Source organism: Herminiimonas sp. GW821-FHT09C12 (assembly GCF_059416385.1).
On sequence record NZ_JBWKPC010000002.1, the window covers coordinates 988,141 to 1,008,609 of the forward strand.

24 protein-coding genes are annotated in these 20,469 nt (G+C 50.7%); 16 read left to right on the forward strand and 8 right to left on the reverse strand.

All coding sequences use genetic code 11. The annotated features are described in order from the left end of the window. Nucleotides 1-13 precede the first annotated feature (13 nt). Nucleotides 14-769: a 3-oxoacyl-ACP reductase family protein gene (locus tag AC07N2_RS14515; RefSeq protein WP_494778885.1), complete on the reverse strand. Its 756-nt coding sequence runs from the start codon at nt 767-769 to the stop codon at nt 14-16. A 122-nt stretch (nt 770-891) separates the two neighbouring features. Here AC07N2_RS14515 and AC07N2_RS14520 point away from each other — a divergent pair, with 122 nt between their 5' ends. The 4 genes from AC07N2_RS14520 (at nt 892) to AC07N2_RS14535 (ending at nt 3,548) form a co-directional block, all read left to right on the forward strand. After that, complete coding sequence (locus AC07N2_RS14520; RefSeq protein ID WP_494778886.1) at nt 892-1,815, forward strand: LysR family transcriptional regulator; 924 nt, start codon at nt 892-894, stop codon at nt 1,813-1,815. A gap of 1 nt (nt 1,816) precedes the next feature. Then, nucleotides 1,817-2,482, forward strand: a complete 666-nt coding sequence (locus AC07N2_RS14525) for a tRNA-uridine aminocarboxypropyltransferase (protein WP_494778887.1) — start codon at nt 1,817-1,819, stop codon at nt 2,480-2,482. A 57-nt stretch (nt 2,483-2,539) separates the two neighbouring features. Further along, nucleotides 2,540-3,049 (forward strand): DUF1993 domain-containing protein, encoded by a 510-nt coding sequence (locus AC07N2_RS14530; protein WP_494778888.1) that lies wholly within the window; start codon nt 2,540-2,542, stop codon nt 3,047-3,049. A gap of 253 nt (nt 3,050-3,302) precedes the next feature. After that, nucleotides 3,303-3,548, forward strand: coding sequence for a hypothetical protein (locus AC07N2_RS14535; protein ID WP_494778889.1), 246 nt, complete (start codon nt 3,303-3,305; stop codon nt 3,546-3,548). Nucleotides 3,549-3,568: 20 nt separating this feature from the next. Here AC07N2_RS14535 and AC07N2_RS14540 read toward each other — a convergent pair whose 3' ends face one another. Next, nucleotides 3,569-4,126 (reverse strand): flavin reductase family protein, encoded by a 558-nt coding sequence (locus AC07N2_RS14540; RefSeq protein ID WP_494779260.1) that lies wholly within the window; start codon nt 4,124-4,126, stop codon nt 3,569-3,571. 215 nt (nt 4,127-4,341) lie between these two features. On the opposite strand from AC07N2_RS14540, the gene AC07N2_RS14545 reads away from it, so the two are divergent. The 4 genes from AC07N2_RS14545 (at nt 4,342) to AC07N2_RS14560 (ending at nt 7,989) form a co-directional block, all read left to right on the forward strand. Then, a complete protein-coding gene (locus AC07N2_RS14545) occupies nt 4,342-5,241 on the forward strand; it encodes an RNA polymerase sigma-70 factor (protein WP_494778890.1) in 900 nt (299 codons plus the stop codon). Nucleotides 5,242-5,360: 119 nt separating this feature from the next. Continuing rightward, nucleotides 5,361-5,810 (forward strand): carboxymuconolactone decarboxylase family protein, encoded by a 450-nt coding sequence (locus tag AC07N2_RS14550; RefSeq protein ID WP_494778891.1) that lies wholly within the window; start codon nt 5,361-5,363, stop codon nt 5,808-5,810. A gap of 261 nt (nt 5,811-6,071) precedes the next feature. Continuing rightward, the gene (locus tag AC07N2_RS14555) at nt 6,072-6,665 is read left to right on the forward strand and encodes a TetR/AcrR family transcriptional regulator (RefSeq protein ID WP_494778892.1); all 594 of its coding nucleotides are present in this window, start codon (nt 6,072-6,074) and stop codon (nt 6,663-6,665) included. A gap of 46 nt (nt 6,666-6,711) precedes the next feature. Continuing rightward, complete coding sequence (locus AC07N2_RS14560; RefSeq protein WP_494778893.1) at nt 6,712-7,989, forward strand: MFS transporter; 1,278 nt, start codon at nt 6,712-6,714, stop codon at nt 7,987-7,989. 11 nt (nt 7,990-8,000) lie between these two features. Here AC07N2_RS14560 and AC07N2_RS14565 read toward each other — a convergent pair whose 3' ends face one another. The 3 genes from AC07N2_RS14565 to smpB all read right to left on the reverse strand — a co-directional run bounded on the left by AC07N2_RS14565 (nt 8,001) and on the right by smpB (nt 9,773). After that, nucleotides 8,001-8,633, reverse strand: a complete 633-nt coding sequence (locus tag AC07N2_RS14565) for a class I SAM-dependent methyltransferase (RefSeq protein ID WP_494779261.1) — start codon at nt 8,631-8,633, stop codon at nt 8,001-8,003. A gap of 56 nt (nt 8,634-8,689) precedes the next feature. Then, nucleotides 8,690-9,244 (reverse strand): YdeI/OmpD-associated family protein, encoded by a 555-nt coding sequence (locus AC07N2_RS14570; RefSeq protein ID WP_494778894.1) that lies wholly within the window; start codon nt 9,242-9,244, stop codon nt 8,690-8,692. Nucleotides 9,245-9,323: 79 nt separating this feature from the next. Next, entirely contained in the window at nt 9,324-9,773 is a 450-nt protein-coding gene (gene smpB / locus AC07N2_RS14575) for an SsrA-binding protein SmpB (protein WP_494778895.1), read from the reverse strand. 150 nt (nt 9,774-9,923) lie between these two features. On the opposite strand from smpB, the gene AC07N2_RS14580 reads away from it, so the two are divergent. The 3 genes from AC07N2_RS14580 to AC07N2_RS14590 all read left to right on the forward strand — a co-directional run bounded on the left by AC07N2_RS14580 (nt 9,924) and on the right by AC07N2_RS14590 (nt 11,684). Beyond that, nucleotides 9,924-10,649 (forward strand): sulfite exporter TauE/SafE family protein, encoded by a 726-nt coding sequence (locus tag AC07N2_RS14580; protein ID WP_494778896.1) that lies wholly within the window; start codon nt 9,924-9,926, stop codon nt 10,647-10,649. Nucleotides 10,650-11,124: 475 nt separating this feature from the next. Further along, a complete protein-coding gene (locus AC07N2_RS14585) occupies nt 11,125-11,547 on the forward strand; it encodes a GreA/GreB family elongation factor (RefSeq protein ID WP_494778897.1) in 423 nt (140 codons plus the stop codon). Next, nucleotides 11,544-11,684: a hypothetical protein gene (locus AC07N2_RS14590; RefSeq protein ID WP_494778898.1), complete on the forward strand. Its 141-nt coding sequence runs from the start codon at nt 11,544-11,546 to the stop codon at nt 11,682-11,684. Before AC07N2_RS14585 ends, AC07N2_RS14590 begins: the two co-directional genes overlap by 4 nt. A gap of 83 nt (nt 11,685-11,767) precedes the next feature. Here the strand turns inward: AC07N2_RS14590 and AC07N2_RS14595 are convergent, their stop codons facing one another. Together AC07N2_RS14595 and AC07N2_RS14600 are read right to left on the reverse strand one after the other, a co-directional pair. Continuing rightward, nucleotides 11,768-12,715 (reverse strand): response regulator, encoded by a 948-nt coding sequence (locus tag AC07N2_RS14595; RefSeq protein WP_494778899.1) that lies wholly within the window; start codon nt 12,713-12,715, stop codon nt 11,768-11,770. Continuing rightward, complete coding sequence (locus tag AC07N2_RS14600) at nt 12,690-16,064, reverse strand: hybrid sensor histidine kinase/response regulator (protein ID WP_494778900.1); 3,375 nt, start codon at nt 16,062-16,064, stop codon at nt 12,690-12,692. The genes AC07N2_RS14595 and AC07N2_RS14600 overlap by 26 nt, the downstream gene beginning before the upstream one ends. A 357-nt stretch (nt 16,065-16,421) precedes the next feature. Here AC07N2_RS14600 and fmdA point away from each other — a divergent pair, with 357 nt between their 5' ends. From fmdA to AC07N2_RS14625, 5 genes are all read left to right on the forward strand, one after another. Beyond that, nucleotides 16,422-17,654 (forward strand): formamidase, encoded by a 1,233-nt coding sequence (gene fmdA, locus AC07N2_RS14605; protein ID WP_494778901.1) that lies wholly within the window; start codon nt 16,422-16,424, stop codon nt 17,652-17,654. Nucleotides 17,655-17,666: 12 nt separating this feature from the next. Beyond that, nucleotides 17,667-18,014, forward strand: coding sequence for an FmdB family zinc ribbon protein (locus AC07N2_RS14610; protein WP_494778902.1), 348 nt, complete (start codon nt 17,667-17,669; stop codon nt 18,012-18,014). A gap of 166 nt (nt 18,015-18,180) precedes the next feature. Beyond that, nucleotides 18,181-18,696, forward strand: a complete 516-nt coding sequence (locus tag AC07N2_RS14615) for an AmiS/UreI family transporter (RefSeq protein WP_494778903.1) — start codon at nt 18,181-18,183, stop codon at nt 18,694-18,696. 136 nt (nt 18,697-18,832) lie between these two features. Then, complete coding sequence (locus tag AC07N2_RS14620; RefSeq protein ID WP_494778904.1) at nt 18,833-19,177, forward strand: ArsR/SmtB family transcription factor; 345 nt, start codon at nt 18,833-18,835, stop codon at nt 19,175-19,177. Next, on the forward strand, nt 19,177-19,713 hold the full coding sequence (locus AC07N2_RS14625) for an SRPBCC family protein (RefSeq protein WP_494778905.1): 537 nt from the start codon (nt 19,177-19,179) through the stop codon (nt 19,711-19,713). Before AC07N2_RS14620 ends, AC07N2_RS14625 begins: the two co-directional genes overlap by 1 nt. 68 nt (nt 19,714-19,781) lie before the next feature. Here AC07N2_RS14625 and AC07N2_RS14630 read toward each other — a convergent pair whose 3' ends face one another. Further along, nucleotides 19,782-20,462 carry a MarC family protein gene (locus tag AC07N2_RS14630; protein ID WP_494778906.1) on the reverse strand — a complete coding sequence of 227 codons (681 nt, stop codon included), beginning with the start codon at nt 20,460-20,462 and terminating at the stop codon, nt 19,782-19,784. Nucleotides 20,463-20,469: the final 7 nt, after the last annotated feature.

Here is a 20,469-nt window from a genome sequence, read left to right on the forward strand (position 1 = left end):
CCCGTTTAAACATTTACGCTGAAAAACCACCATCTATCGTCAGGTTCGCACCTGTTATATAAGCCGCTTCAGGACCCGCTAGATAAGCAACAAAACTGGCAATTTCTTCATCCTTGCCGTAACGACTGATCGCCATCATGCCTTTCAAGGTTTCTGCTAAGTCGCCGCTATCAGGATTCATCTCGGTATCAACTGGACCAGGTTGTACGTTATTGACCGTAATGCCGCGCGGCCCAAGATCGCGCGCCAAGCCTTTGGTCAAACCGACAATCGCAGATTTGCTCATCGCATAGACAGCACCACCAGCAAACGGCATGCGCTCAGCATTGGTGCTACCGATAGTAATGATGCGACCACCCTCACCCATGTGACGCGCAGCCTCTTGCGTAGCAACAAAAACACTGCGTACATTAACTGCAACCGTACGATCAAAGTCTTCCAGTTTGAAATCTTCCAGCGGTGCCATGGCAAACACGCCTGCATTGTTGACGAGGATATCGATACCGCCAAATGTCGTGGCAGCAGTTTGAATCGCTTTCTTCACCGCATGAGCATCTGCACTATCTGCATGAATAGCCAATGCACGACCGCCTGCAGCTTCTATCGATTTCACGACTTCCTGCGCTTTATCGGCTGAACTGACATAAGTCAACGCAACCGCAGCGCCTTCACGTGCAAGGCGTTTGGCGATGGCCGCGCCGATACCGCGAGAGCCACCTTGAATGAAAGCAACTTTGCCAGCCAAGGTTTTTAGTATTGTGTTCGACATGATTATTTCTCCGTAAGTTTGTTTAAGTAGCGAGACCACGGAAATCAGTATCGAATAAGGATTATGTTGTGACTAGCTAGCAATCTCTATAATCTATTGAAACCAATGGTTTAAGGTGGCTTATGGAAACGATGAGCAGTATCGAGTGTTTTGTCCGTAGCGCAGAAGCCGGAAGCTTCTCGGAAGCCGCACGGCGCTTGGGTTTAACCTCTGCAGCAGTAGGAAAAAATGTCGCCAAGCTGGAATCCAATCTTGGCGTTCGCCTATTCCAGCGCAGTACACGCAGCCTCACGCTGACGGAAGCTGGCGAACGCTTTTTGGCAGAAGTCAGTGGCGGCCTCGCGACTATCCAGTCCGCCGTCGCCAATCTGGCCAGCGCCGATGGTCAACCTGCCGGCACCTTGAAAATCAGCATGGGAACCGGATTCGGCCGCACCTACATCGTGCCCTTGCTGAGTGAATTCCTCGAGCGCTACCCAGCGATCACACCAGACTGGCATTTCGACAACCGTCGCGTCGATATGATTGCAGAAGGCTTCGATGCAGCGATTGGCGGCGGCTTCGAACTGCCACCCGGCGTTGTTGCGCGTACCTTGGGGCCGGGCCATAGCGTGCTGGTTGCCGCACCTGATTATTTTGCAGATAAAGCACCGCTGACTTCGCCCGCCGAGTTGAGTTTATTCGATGGCATCTTCATCCGTTCGCCACAAACCGGTCGCATCCGTCCATGGTCGCTACGCAATCGCGTTAATGAGCAGGCTCCTATTTCTTTACGAGTACGCATGACCATGAGCGATCCGGATGCTGCATGTGAAGCAGCGCAAGCCGGTTTAGGCATAGCCTTGATTTCCATGCCGAATGCGCTCTCTTATCTGGAAAGCGGAAAGCTGATACGCGTCTTGCCCGATTGGTATGTTGATATTGGCACGCTCTCGCTATACTTCCCGGCACAGAAATTATTACCGGCAAAAACACGCGCCTTTGTCGACTTTGTTCTGGAGCGTTTCCGCGCCCAAAAGCTCGCTCAGCGTTTTTCCGCCTTTTAGCATGACATCTACTACCAAACGCCTTAGCTGCATACGTTGCCTGCGTCCACAAAGCACCTGCATTTGTCATTGGATTACACCAATAGCACATGAGGTGGAAGTACTTTTCCTTCAGCATCCACTGGAAGTCAGCAATGCCAAAGGCAGCGCACGCCTGTTGCATCTGAGTTTGCCGCACAGTCGCTTGATCGTTGGCGAAACGTTTGGCAAGGAAGAATTGCATGCCTGGTTGTATGATGCTTTTCCCAACACCGATTCTGTTGCTCCAGCCAACAAGCAGATCTACCCGATTCTTCTGTATCCAGACACATCCGAAGACCAAAACATCTCAGCACCGCCACCATTCGAATATCCAAAACAAGATGAAGCCGTTCAGTATCGCCTGGTCGTGCTGGATGGCACATGGCGTAAAAGTCGCAAGATGCTCTATTTGAATCCATTGCTGCAGCAACTGCCGCGCCTGCCTTTGGCCGATCCACCTGCATCGCACTACACGATACGCAAAGCGCACAAGCCGGATCAACTCTCTTCCTTTGAAGCAAGTTGTTATGCTTTGATGCAGCTGGAGCAAAACGCGGAAAGATACTTGCCTCTACTCGCCGCATTCGATGGATTTGTTGTGCAACAGCAGGCCTATAGCGACGCGCCAGACAAGTTAAAGCGGTAGCCGACGCTACTTCGCATTCCTGCCTATAATCACGTCACATTCACCCAAGGAAGTCACATGACCATTTCTCTTTACGCCGCCTCTGTTCCTGTTTTCAAGCAAATGCTCAATAGCGTCAGCGATATCCTCAAGAAAACTGAAGAATATGCAACAGCGAAAAGCATTTCTCCTGATGCTTATCTGCAAGCACGTTTGTTCCCGGACATGTTCCCTTTGATTCGTCAGGTACAAGTTGCTTGCGATTTTTCACGCGGCATCTCCTCGCGTTTGGCTGGCGTAGAAGTGCCAAAATTCGACGATAGCGAAAAAAGCTTCGCTGACCTGCAAGTGCTGATCACTAAAACCTTGGCGGTTCTCGATGCTCTGACACCAGCGCAGATCGATGGCCAGGAAGAACGCGAAATCGTGCTCCGCCCAGGCACACCGAAAGAGAAAAAATTCAATGCTCAGGCTTATCTACTGACTTTTGGCCTGCCGCAGTTCTTCTTCCACATCACGACAAGCTATGCCATTTTGCGCCACAACGGCATCGAAATCGGCAAACGTGACTACATGGGTGCGTATTGATTCATAGGGTAATCAGCAACATAGACGAGGTTTGATGAAATCCTTGTCAACATTCTGATGATTCATCGTCAAAAAGAGCAAACATTCGTGTTTGCTCTTTTTTTGTCCGTAATGAATATTTCAAATATTTGTATTCCGATTTAGCCTTATCCGCGTTTAGATAAAAGAATGGGTAAAACAGCCTTTCATTTTTCGTAAGCCGCATATAATGAATTGGCGTAACCATCCGATCATCTCTATGTGAGGTATTGATATGAGTGACAGAAAAATGTTTGTCGACATGGATGCGGAAACGCGGCGCTTTTACTCAAAAATCGTGAATACCGCGATATTCAATATCTACGCTGTCGAAAACAAACTATTCAGCGCGATTTTCTGCGAATCCGATGACCCCTTGATCATGGAAAAATGGCTGGCAGCCGAACCGTTGATCATGGAAGCGATTCAGCGTAGAAGTGATGCTGATGCCGGCGACGATTGCACATGGACTGATTTTTGATCGGTTCTACGTAATATCAATTAAAGGTTTTGCGGCAGAAATTTGGCGCGACGGCTTATCGTTTTGTCTGACACTTTGAACACACCGTCACCGGTGTAATGCACCGTCGCCGGATACTTGGGTGTGACGGCCACATGCGCCTTCACTACTTCAAAGATAAAGAAGTTATATTTCCCTATCAGGCTTTTATCGAAGAGCTTGCATTCGATATTGGCAAAGCATTCCTGTATTAACGGTGCTTGGACCTTCTTTGCTTCTGCCTGCGTCAGTTTGAATTTTTCAAACTTGTCGATCTCTGCACCTGAGCAATTACCAATACCCACAATTTCATCGATCAGTTCCATCGTCGGAATGTTGATCACACATTCCCCACTCTTGCGTATCAATTCAAAGCTGTGATTGCCGCCGGCAATAATGCAGCCGACCAATGAGGGCGTAAATTCCATCACCGTATGCCAGCCCATAGTCATGATGTTGGTTTGCTGCTTCCAGCGTGAGGTGAGCAGCACAATAGGCCCAGGCTCCAGATGGCGGCGTATTTCTGCGACGGGTAAATCTTTCTTTTTGTATATTTTCATCATTGCACCAAGTTCGTTGATCAATGCTCTCGTGAGATAGACGTCCATCGCATGCTAAAGTTGCCTTACCCTTGCTACATACAATCGGCACTTTAAGCGTATCTGTACTTTACTCCCGACAAGCCTGTCACAAATCGAATAAGTCGCCCGTCTGATACATATACGGCGTTACAAGCCACATTGTTCAGACAGCTTTCTTGATGATCCACGCACCTATGACCGATAACCTACAACTCTTCCAGGCACATCGCCCTCGCCTGTTTTCCATCGCTTACCGTATGCTTGGCATTCGCGCCGATGCAGAAGACGTCGTACAAGACGTTTATCTACGTTGGCAAAATGAAGATGTAGCTGGATTGAATAGCGTAGAAGCGTGGCTGGTAACGGTCACTACACGTCTTGCGATTGATCGCCTGCGTGCAGCAAAAACGGAGCGCGAAGCCTACGTCGGCATCTGGTTGCCGGAACCTATGGTGGCACCTATTTCAGAAACACCAGAAGCCTCGATAGAACGATCTGAGGATATAGCTTATGCGCTACTGGTCGTACTGGAACGTCTCGCTCCGGAGGAAAGAGCTGCCTTTCTTCTCAAGCAAGTCTTCGATCACGATTATCTTGATATCGCCCGCATTCTGGGCAAAACGGAAGCGGCTTGCCGTCAGCTCGTGCATAGAGCAAAACAACGCGTGCAGCTGGAAGAGCCACGTTTCACCATCACCGCTGAGACACATAAAGCGCAGCTAGAGAAGTTCATCGAGGCGGCACAGTCGGGACAACACGATCGCATCATGGCCTTGTTCTCCGACGATGCGATTGTCATGGGTGATGGCGGCGGCAAGATGCCATCCACGTTCCAACCTTTGCATGGTGCCGATCGCGTCGCCCGCCTTTTCTTTGCCATTGCACGACGCCATGGAGCGCATATCAGCTATCGCTTTGTGCACATCAATGGCGAGATCGGATTGCTGCGATATTTCTATGGCAAGCTGGAATCTGCACTCTCCTTTGTCATCAATGAAAACGGCATTGCGGCGATCTATACAGTACGCAACCCAGACAAGCTGAAATACATTACGCAGCAACAATCTGAATCACATCAAGCTAATCAACTGTAATACGAACACCGTATGCTCTGAATAATTATTGATCCATCCTGTCACAAAACTTAGCAAGCAAACGTCTTGTATATAGGTAGTCACAAGACGCCTTCCATTAACGTTTCCAGGAGTTTTCAATGTCCGCTCTACGCCTTGCTTATCCCTCCCTCGCACCTAAATCCTATCAAGCCATGCTCGCGCTGACAGCGTCATTGACTGATTCAACACTGGGAAAACCTTTAATCGATTTAGTTTTTCAGCGCGTATCACAGATCAACGGCTGTGCTTACTGCGTAGACCTGCATTGGCGTGATCTGTTGGCTGAGGGAGAGGATGCGCAAAAAATTAACAGCCTGTCGACCTGGCGTGAAGTTTCGTTCTTTAGCGAACGCGAATGTGCCGCATTGGCATGGGCAGAAAGCGTCACCAACTTGCAGCACAATCACGCCGATGACGAAGATTTTAATCCTCTGAAAGTCCATTTCACCGATGCAGAAATCGCCGACCTGACTTTTGCGATTGTCACAATGAATGCGTGGAATCGTCTTGCCATCGGATTTCGTCAACCTGTCGTGCGCCGCGCCTGACAGCATGATTTAACGATGTAATAGACATCAACTGGCGACATCGGCAGCACATCATCGAAGTGCTGCCGATGTCGTGATGCGCTCATATTCTTGCTCGTATAGCAATGCATCGCCACCGATCAAATCGGTGTACAGAGACATCCTGACTACCAATCCCTGTCGCAAAAAATCCACTATTTTTTAGATGATAACCAACATCTATTGAATTTATGATGATCATCATCTATTATCCAATTCAATCAATTCCTTCAAGGTTGAATCATGCCTCGCGTCTCCAAAGAACAAACTGATCTCAATCGTACCGCCATCGAACAAGCGTCTTCCAAGCTGTTCCGTGAAAAGGGTTTTAACGGCGTCAGCGTCGCGGATTTGATGGCTGCTGCCGGGCTGACGCATGGTGGCTTTTACGGTCACTTTGCATCCAAGGATGAATTGGCGGCCGTGGCCTGCGCCACCGCTTTCAGCGAAGCATCTGCGCGCTGGGAAGAACGCATGAAGCCCACGACGAACGAACAGGAAGCGCTCTACGCCATCATCGATGGCTACCTGTCTTCGCAAAAAGTGCGCGATGTCGGCAGTGGTTGCCCTGGCGCTGCGCTCACCACCGATGTGGCGCGCGAACCACTCGACAAACCAGTGCGTGCTGCTTATGTCGCAGGTACGGAAGAATTGATCGAGATCCTCGCATCCTTGTGTACCTCGCCCGATGCCGCTGTGCGACGCAAGACTGCGCTGGCGCAATGGAGCATGTTGGTCGGCGCAATGGCCGTCGCACGCGCCACTGAAGGTTATCCGATTTCCAATGAACTCCTGGCTGTCGCACGTGAGCAATTGATCGGCAATACCGCGCCCTGAACGTTTCCCTGACTTTCTTTTTTACTGATCCGACTATAGGATTTTTATGCTTGCTCAATCGCTGTCAACCTGGCTGGATCGCAAAGGTATACATTTTTCCTGGGTAATCGTTGCGATTACCTTTTTGACGATGTTGATATCGTCCGCCGCGCTGGGCTTGCCCGGCGTGCTGCTGCAACCACTGAGCAAGGAATTCGGCTGGAGCAACGATCAGATTTCATCCGCAGTCGCAGTGCGCTATGTACTCTTCGGCTTCATCGGCCCGTTCGCAGCGATCTTCATGGAACGCTTCGGCTTGCGCAAAGTCATTTCAACGGCATTGATACTGGTAGCCGCCTGTCTGCTCTTGTCTACGCAGATGACAGAACTCTGGCAAATGTTTTTTCTGTGGGGCTTGGTGCTGGGTACTGGCACAGGTCTGACAGCACTGGTGTTGGGTGCTGTGGTTGCCAATCGCTGGTTTGAAAAACGGCGTGGTTTGATCTTGGGATTGTTGACGGCCAGTTCCGCTACCGGGCAGTTGGTATTTCTGCCTCTCGGTGCATGGTTGATTCAACACTACGGTTGGCGCATGGCGGTGTTGCCAGTGTTTTTCTGCTGCGCCATCGTTGCCGTTCTTGCTTTCATGTTCGTGCGCAATCGACCTTACGATGTAGGTATTGCTCCTTACGGTGCTGATCCTGCCATCGTATTGCCGCCACCGTCACAAGCGCACATGACGATGATGGAACCTTTCCGTGTATTGCGTAGTGCTTCACGCAATCGCACTTTTTGGGTACTTGCCGGTACATTCTTCATTTGTGGCTTGAGCACCAGTGGTCTGATACAGACGCACTTCGTTTCCTTGTGCGGCGATTATGGAATGGCGGCGGTTCCAGCTGCGAGCGTGCTGGCGATCATCGGTGCATTCGATTTTATCGGCACCATCGTCTCTGGCTGGTTATCCGATCGTTATGACAATCGCAAACTGCTGTTCTGGTATTACGGCTTGCGTGGCTTGTCCTTGCTGTGGTTGCCGTATTCCGAGTTCACACTCTATGGCTTGTCGATGTTTGCCATGTTCTACGGTTTGGACTGGTTTGCCACTGTGCCGGTCACCGTCAAGATGGCAGGTGCCGAATTTGGCAAAGAACGCGCAGGTATGATCTTCGGCTGGATTTTTACCGCACATCAAATCGGCGGTGCAATCGCAGCCTATGGTGCAGGTTTGTCACGTACTATTTTGATGACTTACACACCAGCCTTGTATGCTGCCGGTATCGCTTGTCTGTTTGCAGCAGCAATTGTCTTCCTGATACGAAAACCGACGCCAACGACTAGTTAGCGACTCACTTACTACTTGCGCCAAATTGTTGCCAACCAGGGTTGCTGCTCAAGCGGCAATCCTGCTGGACGATAATAATGATCAAGTTCAGTAAAACCAGCATCCGTCATGAATTGACGCCAGGCACTTAACTCGTGATAGCTGCCATAACGACCACCACTCCAACCTTCCTGATTTTCGCCACGCGGATTGGATGTGAAGAGTACACCGCCCTGCTTCAACGTTGCATATAGCTGCTGCAATACGCGTGGTAATTCCTGGGCCGGCACATGGAATAAGGATGCATTCGCAAATACGCCATCGAAATATTGCTCAGGCAAATCAAGCTGCAAAAAATCCTGTTGCCATACTTCGCATTTGGCATAGTCGCGCGCCATCTGCGCAAACTCAGCAGAACCATCGAGGCCAATGGCGACATGACCAAGATCGCTGAAGGTTTTCAGATCGCGGCCCGGACCACAGCCCAGATCCAATATCTTGAATGGCGCCGCAACTTCAATGTGTTTTAACAAGGATTGAATGTTCTGGCTGACATCGTGCGTGCGCGTGCCTTCCCAGAACGCTTCTGCACGCTGGTTGTAATGATCCAGCGTGGTATCGCTGATACGTGCCAGTTCTTCGGCGCTTAATTTATGGTCTGAAATTTTATTTTCCTTGAAGTGAAAACATTGCCTTTGGCTACACTTCTAAATATGACCATCTATTCATCTGAAGTTTGCGGTGCGCTGAAAGCCTTGCTGTAGTAACCCGACTGATCAAAACAGCAAACTCTCTTCTCTCCTGACGCAAGCATGTCACATGCATCGCTGATCCGCTTCTTGCGCGTCTTTTCCTGCTTGGCGGTAGTAATCCAATGTATCCAGTCTAGACGAGCAATAGTCGTTGTGGCATCCCAGGTAGTTCGCGCCTCGGGATTGGCCTCTAGCGCTTCAACTAAGTCAGAAGGAACGTCCGGTTCAGGCTCTAGTGCCACAGACATGATTTCAAATTGCGCGATGTCACCACAAGCGGCGCCTGAAGCTTCCAGCAACTCAGAATCAATCCGCAGCCAATGACTTTTTTGACCGTCCGGCTCAAGCAAAGCCCTGAAACCTTGACCGTTGATTGTCCCATCTACTGTTGTTCGACCACGCCTCGGCAGCTTTGCGCTGACCTCTTGGGGCAGAATGACGAAAGCCCATGAGTTACCCTGCCCCAATTCTTTAGGCCGAAGCAATCGTGCACTGAACTGCGATTTTGTGTCCTCTTGACTCATTCAATCATCACTCCAATATTTGACACGGTGCTAGTCAATGTCGGCTTATGGCCGATAGCGGACATACACAAATGCAGTTTTAGCGACGGTGTATCTTCATGATCTTTTGATGCTCACGCATCCAGTCGCGGTCTTTTTCAGTGTTGCGTTTGTCGTATTCTTTCTTGCCCTTTGCCAAAGCAATATCGCACTTCACCCGACCGCGTACCCAGTGCAGATTAAGCGGTACCATCGTAAAGCCGGATTGATCGACTTTGCTTAACAGTTTCTTGATTTCTGCTGCATGTAGCAAAAGCTTACGCGTACGCACCGCTTCTGGATGCACATGCGATGAAGCACTGTTCAAGGCGCTGACGTGTGCGCCGAACAGAAAAATCTCGTTGCCACGTGCGATGACGTACGCTTCCTTCAATTGCACACGGCCATCGCGTATCGCCTTGACCTCCCAGCCCTCCAGCATGACGCCGGCCTCGTAGCGGTCTTCGATGAAGTAATCGTGAAATGCTTTTCTGTTATCTACTATGCTCATAACTATCTCGGTAATGTAGCGAGAGTTTAACCTTCTGTACCGTGTTTTGCATTTACAACACCTTCAAGCCAGGAATTCTGGCTTGCATTACTATAGCGAACACATTCGACAAGAAGCGCGCAGCGACAGCGAATGTCACCCACATAAAACATGACTTCCTACATATTCGTCCTGATGGTTGGACTGCTTGCCGGTGCCATTAGCGGCGTTATCGGTACCGGCTCATCCATCATGCTGCTGCCGGTATTGGTATTCACCTTTGGCCCTAAACAGGCTGTACCTATCATGGCTGTCGCTGCTGTCATGGCAAATCTGGCACGCGTCATGGCTTGGTGGAAGCTGGTCGATTGGCGTGCGTTTGCGGCCTACTCAATTACCGGCGTGCCGGCTGCCGCAATCGGCGCGCGCACCTTGCTGGTCTTGCCTTCCCATTTGATCGAAATCTGCCTCGGCATTTTTTTCATTATCATGGTGCCGACCAGACATTGGCTAATGGCGCGCAACTTCCGCATCAAACTGTGGCAGTTGTCCATCATCGGCGCCATCATCGGTTTTCTTACCGGGATCGTGTTATCGACTGGTCCGCTCAGTGTTCCCGCTTTCACATCCTACGGTTTGGTCAAAGGCGCATTTCTCTCGACAGAAGCTGCCAGTTCGCTGGTGCTGTATGTCGCCAAGGTCATTACCTTCAGAGAATTCGGTGCGATGCCGCTGGAAATTTTCGTCAAAGGCTTGCTGGTTGGCGCATCGCTGATGGCAGGAACCTTCGTTGGAAAAATCGTGGTACTGAAATTGAGTAATCAGGCCTTCCAGCACATACTCGATGCACTGCTGTTTTGCTCCGGCTTGTCTCTGCTGTGGGCTGCATTTTCCTGATACACAGGCAACCTTCTTGAAGAGGGCATAAATCCCCCAACTGCTCTGCTTGTAGCCGAGCGGGCAATAGCGCAATTGGCAAAATAATTCAGCAATAAGCATTAACAAAAGCGCATCGGGTTGACGGAATATTCTAAATGGCTATACTCACCCTATCCCCACTTGCATAAACAACTTGCAATGAACTCGCCACTCTTCCTGTCGAAACGCATCAGTTCTGCGCCGAACAAGGGAGAGTTGCGTGCGCCTGTTTCGTTTGCCATCTCGGAGATGTACTCGCAGTCATCTTTCGTAAGAGACCTCGCCTGCCTCCCTTAGGCTCGGTGAGTGTCCACAGGAACGAAACTTCGTTCCTTCCTTATCACTCCCGAGCCACCCAACTGTAAATCCTCACGATGTGTTGATGCTTTTTGCATCTGCACTGTATTGCCATTTCTTGGTCGATCTACATGCTCGACCGTGGAGACTCTTTATCATGAAAAACGAACGTTACCTTACACAAAACGACGCAGCAGCCTTGAGCCACTTGGCCGAACATTTAATGCGCCTGGGCGAAGTAGAAATCAACGCTGGCGAACAATTGGTCGACATCATTGCCACGTCCACCATCTTGTCCAGCAATGTCCAGCGCAAAGGCCATATCTCTCTGCATGCCAGCGTTTCGTATGCGCCGGTCAATAACGAAGAAGACAAACGTACTGTGAGCATTGTCTGTCCACGCGATGCAGATCCGCAATTGGCACGCATTTCAGTATTGACGCCTATCGGCCTGGCGCTGATCGGAAGAAAAGTATTGAACACGATTGAAGTTGCCTTGCCATCCAACCGTGTCGAAAAGATCAAGATTCTTGACGTCACACTTTCTGACTCGACTTCGGACGAGCCTGTATTGTCATGAAGCGTACGAAATCACCTATGGCGAAACGCATGCGCGCCATACGATTGATAGAAAGAGGTGAACGTTTGAAGAAGCGGCTGTGCGCCTGTATCGCTGTTGGCATGGCATTGTTGACGCTTGCCATCACGATTGATTAGTCTGGATGCCATCCCCTTGGGCGTGGCATCCAAAACTTTTCGTATTTGAAATTACATTCTGAAAAACATACTACGGTCTTGCTTCAATGCGACCATTTTCCTGAAGTCAGGCGTGGATCTACATTCTCTTGAGCGCTCGCCATGGCTGCTGCTGCCGAGCGCGTCTCTACTCCAAGTTTTTCGAAAATGTGTTCCAGATGCTTGCTCACCGTACGCGGGCTTAATTGCAGGATATCGCCGATATCACGATTAGTTTTCCCCTTGGCCAGCCAGGAAAGTACTTCCGTTTCACGCGGTGTCAATGCAGCGCTGGCAAGACGCCCCGCTGGCAACATGTGATTACTGCTCAACTCTAGCAACAACATGATTTCATCCATACCGGCCGCGCCCATATTGCGTACCAATAAGCTGGCACTGGCTGGTTCAGTAATGGAAGCAACCAGTTCCATATTGCTGCCACCATCCCACCAGGATTTAGGCAAGGTGACCGAATCCGACTTGATACCGAACTGCGTCAGCAATTGCGTCGCACATGGCGAACACCATGAAATCGCACCTTGCTGATCCAGCATGACGACACCCAGGCCCGATACATCAATCGCATCAAGCGCGAATCGTGCAACGCGTGCATTACCCAAATGTGTGTGCAAACGCGCCAGTACTTCCGGCGCGCGCACCGGCTTCACCACATAGTCCACACCACCACAGGCAAAGCCTTCCAGCACGTGCGAAGTATCAGATAAACCAGTCATGAAAATCACGGGTATATGTTTGGTTGCAATATCGGACTTGATGCGACGGCAAGCATCGAAGCCTGAAATACCCGGCATCACCGCATCCATCAGAATGATGTCCGGCGTGACCAAGGCCAAACGACGCAAAGCCGTATCGCCATCGCAAGCAACCAGCACGGTATAGCCAGAGCTCTCCAGCGTTTCGCACAGTACGCCCAAACTACTAGGCGCGTCATCGACAACCAGCACGACAGGACGATCGTCCGGATTATCAATCAAGGGATGTGGCACGTTCATTCTCCATTAATGCGTTCTCCAATGCGCCCAGCTCGAAGCGATCAAGCAATGATCTTACTACTATGCAGGAACCAGCGAGAGAAGGATCTGCCAAGCTCAAGCGATCCAGTGCTCGACGCAAGCCAGCGACATGTCCCATGCGCGTCAATTGCAGCAATTGGTTTATCACAGCTTGTGGAAACTGTAATTGCTCAGGCAAGGTCTCGATAGCTGCGTGCTGCTCAGGAATGCTGGCATATACCCACTCCAATCCTAGTTGACGTTGCAATGCCAGCATCAGTTCCGATTCCAGCACTGGTTTGCCGACAAAATCCTGACATCCAGCCAAACGTAATTTTTCCGGATCGTTTTCAAACAAATCGGCAGAAACAAAAATAATAGGCACGTTAGCCTGGCCACTGGTGCGCACACGTCTGGCTGTTTCCCAACCATCCATTCCATCCATGCCGATATCGAGCAGAATCGCATCGGGAGCAAAATCCTGCAGCAAATCCAAACATTCATGTCCGCTAGCCGCTTCACGCACATTGAAGCCTAAGGGAATCAACATGCCGGTTAGCATGTGTCGTTGCACAGGTTGATCATCCACTACGAGCAAGGTACGTACAGCACCTGCATGACCGATCACGTCGCGTTGCGGCAAAGCCTCGAATGCATTGATTTCCGTCAGCGGTAAACGTACAACGAAGGTACTGCCCTTCCCTTGTGTACTCACCAGATTCAAACTGCCATTCATCAGCAGTATCAATTTCTCGGTAATGGCCAAACCCAAACCTGCACCTGGTTCGCCACGCAAACGCCCTGCTGCCCCACGCTCAAATGGCTGGAATATGCGCTGTCTATCCTGTACCGCAATGCCGATGCCGGTATCAATCACATCAAAACGAATGGTGGCCTGATTAAATTCCACATGCAAAGTAACCGAACCAGCATCGGTAAAACGCACGGCATTCGTCAACAAATTGATCAGAATTTGACGCAATCGCTTACCGTCCGCCAATACGTAATGCGGTATCGCGCCACTGTGCGTGTACAGTAACTTCAGGCCTTTCGCTTCAGCTTGCGGACGCACCATGCTCAGCAAGTCATCCAGAAAAGCGCTCAGCAGAATCGGCGCTGGTTCAAGTCGCATACGATCCGCTTCAATGCGCGCCAAATCGAGCAGCTCATCCACCAAGCCCAATAAATGTTCGCCACTGCGATGTATGGTTTGTATCGCTGTACGCGGTGTTGCATCAAGCTGTTCATTCTTGAGCAGGATTTGCGAGTAACCCAGTATGCTATTGAGCGGCGAGCGCAACTCGTGCGAGATACCCGCCACGTAACGCGTCTTCGCCTGATTCGCGGACTCTGCAGCTTCCTTCGCGCTTTGCAATGCCACGTCAGTACGTTGATGCGCATCGATTTCCTGCGTCAACAATTCATTCTGTCGATTCAAATCATCTTGTGCCAGATGTCGCCCTTCACTACCCAGCACTACCCACCAGCTCGATACCGCAACGATGATCAAGAGCACTGCCGATATCTTGATGAAGACACCGTCAATCAGAACCCGATGATCCAGTGAGGTAATGGCAGAAATTTCTTGCGCATAAACCAAACCAAGCGCGGCTGCGCCCACGGCACACAAGGACAAGACCACGACCATGTAATTGCCCACGCGCCGACTGACTAAATGCGAAAAGGCACTCGGCAATAATGCTGACAACAACTGCTGCGCTTGTTCTGCGGTGCGCGATTCCTTTTTACACAAATCATGACAACGCGATTCCAGCGTGCAGCACAAGGAGCAGATAGGCGCACCATACGCCGGACAATGCGCCATATCCTCGGATTCAAAGCTGTTGTCGCACACACCGCACTTCACTACTTGCCCAGGCAAACCAACTGCTGTTGGCTGACGCGCTAGGTAATAACGTCCACCCGTCGCCCATGCCAAAAATGGCGAGACGATAAAGGCCGTGGCCAAAGTAATAAATGGCGAGAACGCCGCGACCTGATGTCCCCATACGCCAGAGAAAGCAGCAATCCCCACACTTGCCGCCAACACCATGGTTCCCAGCCCTACCGGATTGATGTCATACAAATGCGCACGTTTGAATTCAATCCCTTTCGGGCTCCATCCCATAGGCTTGTTGATGACAAGATCAGCAACTAATGCGCCCACCCATGCAACGGCAACATTGCTATACAGACCGAGTACGTTTTCCAACGCAGCAAACACGCCCAGATTCATCAACAACAAAGCAAGCAGGCAATTGAAAACCAGCCAGACCACACGACCCGGATGACTGTGCGTCAAGCGCGCAAAGAAATTCGACCACGCCAGCGATCCTGCATACGCATTGGTCAGATTGATTTTGACTTGAGAGACAACAACGAACAACAGCGTAATCGCCAGCACCCAGGCTGGATCATTAAAGAGATGTGAGAAGCCAAGCAGATACATCCGCGTCGGCTCCATCGCATTGGCAGCCGGTACGCCAGTCTGGAAAACAAGATAAGCGAGGAACGCTCCGCCCAGCATCTTGAGCGCACCCGGCACTATCCAACCGGCACCGGCAACCACGACTGCAGTCCACCAGCGCTTGCGATTGGCTGCAGTTTTTTCAGGTAAAAATCGCAAAAAATCTACCTGCTCACCGATCTGCGCTACCAAGGAAAACGCCACCGTCGCAGCCACGCTAAACATGACCGGATCGAAGTCACTACTTTTAGAAATCCCACCGACGAACTGCGTGAACTCGGTATACGCCTCCGGCTTTTTCCAGAAGATCGCGACATAAGGAGTAATCAGCAGCAGCAACCAGAGCGGCTGCGTCCAGAGTTGCAAGCGCGAGATGAGAGTAATGCCGCGTGCCACGAAAGGGATGATGAATAGCGCACTAATCGCATACCAAATCCACAGCGGCCACGGTATCCACATCTGCAAGGCGACCGCAAGAATCGCCGCTTCTAGTGCAAAAAAGATGATGGTAAAGCTGGCATAGATCAACGAGCTGATCGTCGACCCCATGTAGCCAAAACCGGCACCGCGCGTCAGCAAATCCATATCGATGCCGTAACGTGCCGCGTAATAACTGATAGGCAAACCGGTCAGGAAGGTAATGATCGCCACCGCCAAGATGGCCCAGACTGCGTTCGAGAAACCATAGTTCAAGGCAATCGCGCCACCAATTGCTTCCAGCGCCAAAAATGAGGCCGCACCAAAAGCTGCGTTACCCAAGCGCCATTCCGACCATTTACGGAAACCGTGCGGCGTATAGCGCAACGCATAATCTTCGATCGATTCATTGGCGACCCAACGATTGTATTCACGTCGAATGCGGAAGATTTTTTGTTGAGCCATAGATGCGTATGGAATATGGATGGATTCTATTGACCGTTAGGTAATGGAATCTGATTTTCAAGGCTCATGGCGATCATTCGTTTTATTGGAATCTGTATGACCAGCCATTCAAACGAATGCTGCTTATTTAAATTACATGAGTTGAAAATATTTAACAAGACGAGTTTCCCACAAGACAAGAAGTGTGATCAATTTTGCATGTACGCCAATTGACGTATTGGGTGTTCCGCGTTGTCCATACATTATCGAGTCCGGAATGCTCGGTGTCGCAATCTCCAGACCTGCAATTGCAGCGCTCATCAGTAACGGGGATCTCCGAGTTCCATCCATATAAACATAAATCGAGAGGTAGACACCATGGCTGAAACTCTGATCAAAGTAGATCTGAATCAATCCCCCTACGAAAACGAAAACATACACAATCGCTGGCACTCTGACATTCCGATGGCAACCTGGGTCAATCCCGGCGAAGACTTCATACTCGAAACCTATGACTGGACCGGTGGCTACATCAAGAACAATGACAGCGCCGATGACGTGCGCGACGTTGATCTGAGCACCGTCCATTTCCTGACAGGACCAGTCGGCGTGCATGGCGCAGAGCCTGGCGATTTGTTGGTAGTCGAACTACTCGACATCGGCGCCAAACAAGAATCCATGTGGGGCTTCAACGGTTTCTTCTCGAAGAAGAACGGCGGCGGCTTCCTGACCGATCACTTCCCTGAAGCGCAAAAATCGATCTGGGACATCAAAGGTATGTTCACATCATCACGCCATGTACCAGGTGTGAATTACGCTGGCCTGATCCATCCAGGCTTGATCGGCTGTCTGCCAGATCCAAAATTGCTGGCTGAATGGAACAGACGCGAAACTGGCCTGATCGCAACCGAACCTGATCGCGTACCGCCATTGGCTAATGCACCGTTTGCGCCTACTGCGCACATGGGCAAAATGAAAGGTGCAGCACGCGACAAGGCAGCAGCCGAAGGCGCACGTACAGTGCCACCACGCGAACACGGCGGCAACTGCGACATCAAGGATTTGTCACGCGGCTCGAAAATCTTCTTCCCGGTCTACGTCAAAGGCGCAGGCTTGTCGGTCGGCGATTTGCACTTCAGCCAAGGCGATGGCGAAATCACCTTCTGCGGCGCGATTGAAATGGCTGGCTGGGTACACATGAAGGTATCGGTGCTCAAAGGCGGCATGGCCACCTACGGCGTCAAGAATCCTATCTTCAAACCTAGCCCTATCACACCGCATTACAACGACTATCTGATCTTCGAAGGCATCTCTGTCGATGAACACGGCAAGCAACATTACCTCGACGTCAACGTCGCTTATCGCCAAGCCTGTCTGAATGCGATCGAATACATGACCAAGTTCGGCTACAGCCGTGCACAGGCGTATTCCATCCTTGGTACTGCGCCGGTACAAGGTCACATCAGCGGTGTGGTGGATATCCCGAACTCCTGCGCCACGCTGTGGTTGCCGACGCAGATCTTCGACTTTGACATCAATCCAAATGCTGCCGGCCCTGTGGTGCAGAAATTCAAAAGCATGGGCATGCCTTTGTCTAAAGATCTCAAGTAAAGGGAGCTTGTCATGCCCACATACGATTACGTCTGCAAGGACTGCGGTTTCTTCGAGGCGGTGCGCAGTATCTCGGCGCGCAACGATCCCATCAGTTGTCCGCATTGCGCGGCAGCGGCAGACCGCACCTGGGCTTCCGCACCGAGCCTGGCACTGATGCCGGAAGCACGTCGACATGCGATGAGTACCAATGAAAAAGCATCGCATGAACCGATGAGCTCCAAAAACTACGCATCGAAAGCACATCCTTCAGGATGCAGTTGCTGCTCCTCATCCGGCAAGAAGAGCAAATCCACCATCGTCGCACCCAACGGAAATAAAACTTTCGTTGGCAAACGACCGTGGATGATCAGCCACTGAAGTCATATCTGGCGTGAACGGAACGCCGGCGAGCTCGCAAGGATCTCGCCGGCTAAATCCTTGCTGTCCCGCATGCTTCAAACGATATGAGGCATATAGGGATTTCCTGATGTCTTTTTGAACGTCAAATAACTACAATCGCTGCCTCGTTCAGCAAGGAGATGTCATGCTATTAGGTTTTTCACTACTCTATGTAGGCGCAGTTCTATGCCTCAACGGCCTATGGCTGCTCGGTCGCATCGGTGACAAAGAGATATGGGTCATCAATGTTTTTTCAGGCACCGTCACCTTCTTGATTTCTATGCAACTGGCTTTCGGTGCCAATGCGGATGCGGGTTCCATCAAAGCTGCCGCCCTCACCCTGCTATTTTCATTCACCTACTTTTGGGTTGCCTTCAATCGCTATAACGGTGCTGATGGTCGCGGCCTCGGCTGGTTCAGTCTGTTCGTCGCCATTACCGCCATTCCTGTCGCAATCGAAACCCTGCAAACCGCTACCAGCACCTGGGGTGTTTGGTTCGGCCTGAACTGGGTAGCGTGGGCGATATTGTGGTTTATGTTTTTCCTGTTGCTCACAGCACAGAAAGAAATCGCCAAGATCACCGGCGTGGTCGCCTTGCTCTGCGGTATTTTCACCGGCTGGTTGCCAGGCTATCTGCTGCTCAGTGGCGTACTGAAGTAAATCAACAACTGCTTGCGTGTGCCATGCACGCAAGCAGGCTTTCCGCTCTCTCTCCCAACTTTTCCCTTCAAGTCATCCACAAAAATAATTCAACCAAATGGTTGACTTTAATTTTTACGATGCTATATTCAACCACATGGTTGAATTAAATACAGAAAAACTCGATGCCGTCTTCAATGCGCTTGGCGATCCTACGCGACGTCAAATGCTGCGACTACTTGCCGATGGAGAACGCACGATAGGCGAGCTTGCTGCGCCCTTCGACATGTCATTTGCAGGTGCCTCCAAGCACGTCAAGACACTGGAGAACGCCGGTCTGATCTCTCGCATCGTGCAAGGCCGCACGCATCTATGCACATTGGAAGCAGCACCGCTGGCCGCGGCTGAAGATTGGCTGCGCTTTTATCAAGGTTTCTGGACCGAGCGTCTGGATGCATTGGAACGTGAACTGGAATCTGTAAACAAGAAAAGGAGAAAGTAATGAGCGAATACGGCGTAATGCAGGACACAACAACTGTGCGCATGGAGCGCGTACTACCCGGCACCATCGACGATGTGTGGGAATATCTGACAGACTCCGACAAGCGCAGCACCTGGCTGGCTTCCGGGGCTATGGACTTGAAAGTCGGTGGCAAAGCCGATCTCACTTTCAACTTCAAGCGACTCACCAGCGAAACAACGCCGGATCGCTTCTTGCCTTATGAATCAGGTCATCAACAAAGCGGCCACATTACAGAATGCAATCCACCGCATCTGTTGAGCTTTACCTGGAACGAAAAGAATGGGCGTTCATCGGAGGTGCGTTTTGAACTCAAATCGCAAGGTGCGAAAACGCTATTGATAGTGACGCATAGCCGCTTGCCGAACCGTACGGAAATGATCAGCGTCTCCGGAGGATGGCATACGCATTTGGGCATACTGGAAGATCGTCTCAACCAACAGACACCGCGATTATTCTGGGCTAGCTTCCTTAAACTGGAATCGGAATATCAAAAACGCATTCCTGATTTCTCTTGATCAATGATCAATACGAAATACTGAGATCAATGCAATTCCGGCGCTGTATCAACAGCGCCGGAATATTTTCAATGAATATCGATACCAGATTCAGATAACAAGCCAACCACGCCATTCCAGAAAATTTCCACGCCGATGCATAGCAGGATGAATGCAGAGAGTCGCAACAAAACCATCGTGCCCAAGCGGCCAAACAGATTCACGATCTTGTTCGCATAGCGATAACAGATAAGAATCACCAAAGCCGTCATCGCAGCACCTAAAGCAGCACTACCCAGCGAAAACACTTGATCCAGCAATCGTGGCGGCGTACTCGCACCCAAGGTAATGGATGCCGCAATCGCACCGGGACCAACCGTAAGAGGAAAGCTGATTGGGTAAAAACTGCGCACCTTGAATTCTTCATCCGACCAGGCATCTGCCGAATTAGTCGCCACTTGCGTACGTATCGCATCCTGACCGTTATCATTCAACAGCTTCCAACCGGTGACGGCTACCAGAATGCCACCGCTGATGCGCACTATCGGCAACGAGATGCCAAAGAACATCAGCACATGCGAGCCGATGAACATCGCACCCAACAACAGGAAGAAGCAATTGAGCGCCACCTGACGCGCGAGCTTCTTCTCCACATCGCGACTGACATTACCCAGCAAGCTGGCAAATACCGGCGCATTACCAAATGGATTGAGTATCGGTATCAAAGTAACCGGTACCAGAATCGCAGCTTTGAGGAAGAGGATGAGCATAGAGATA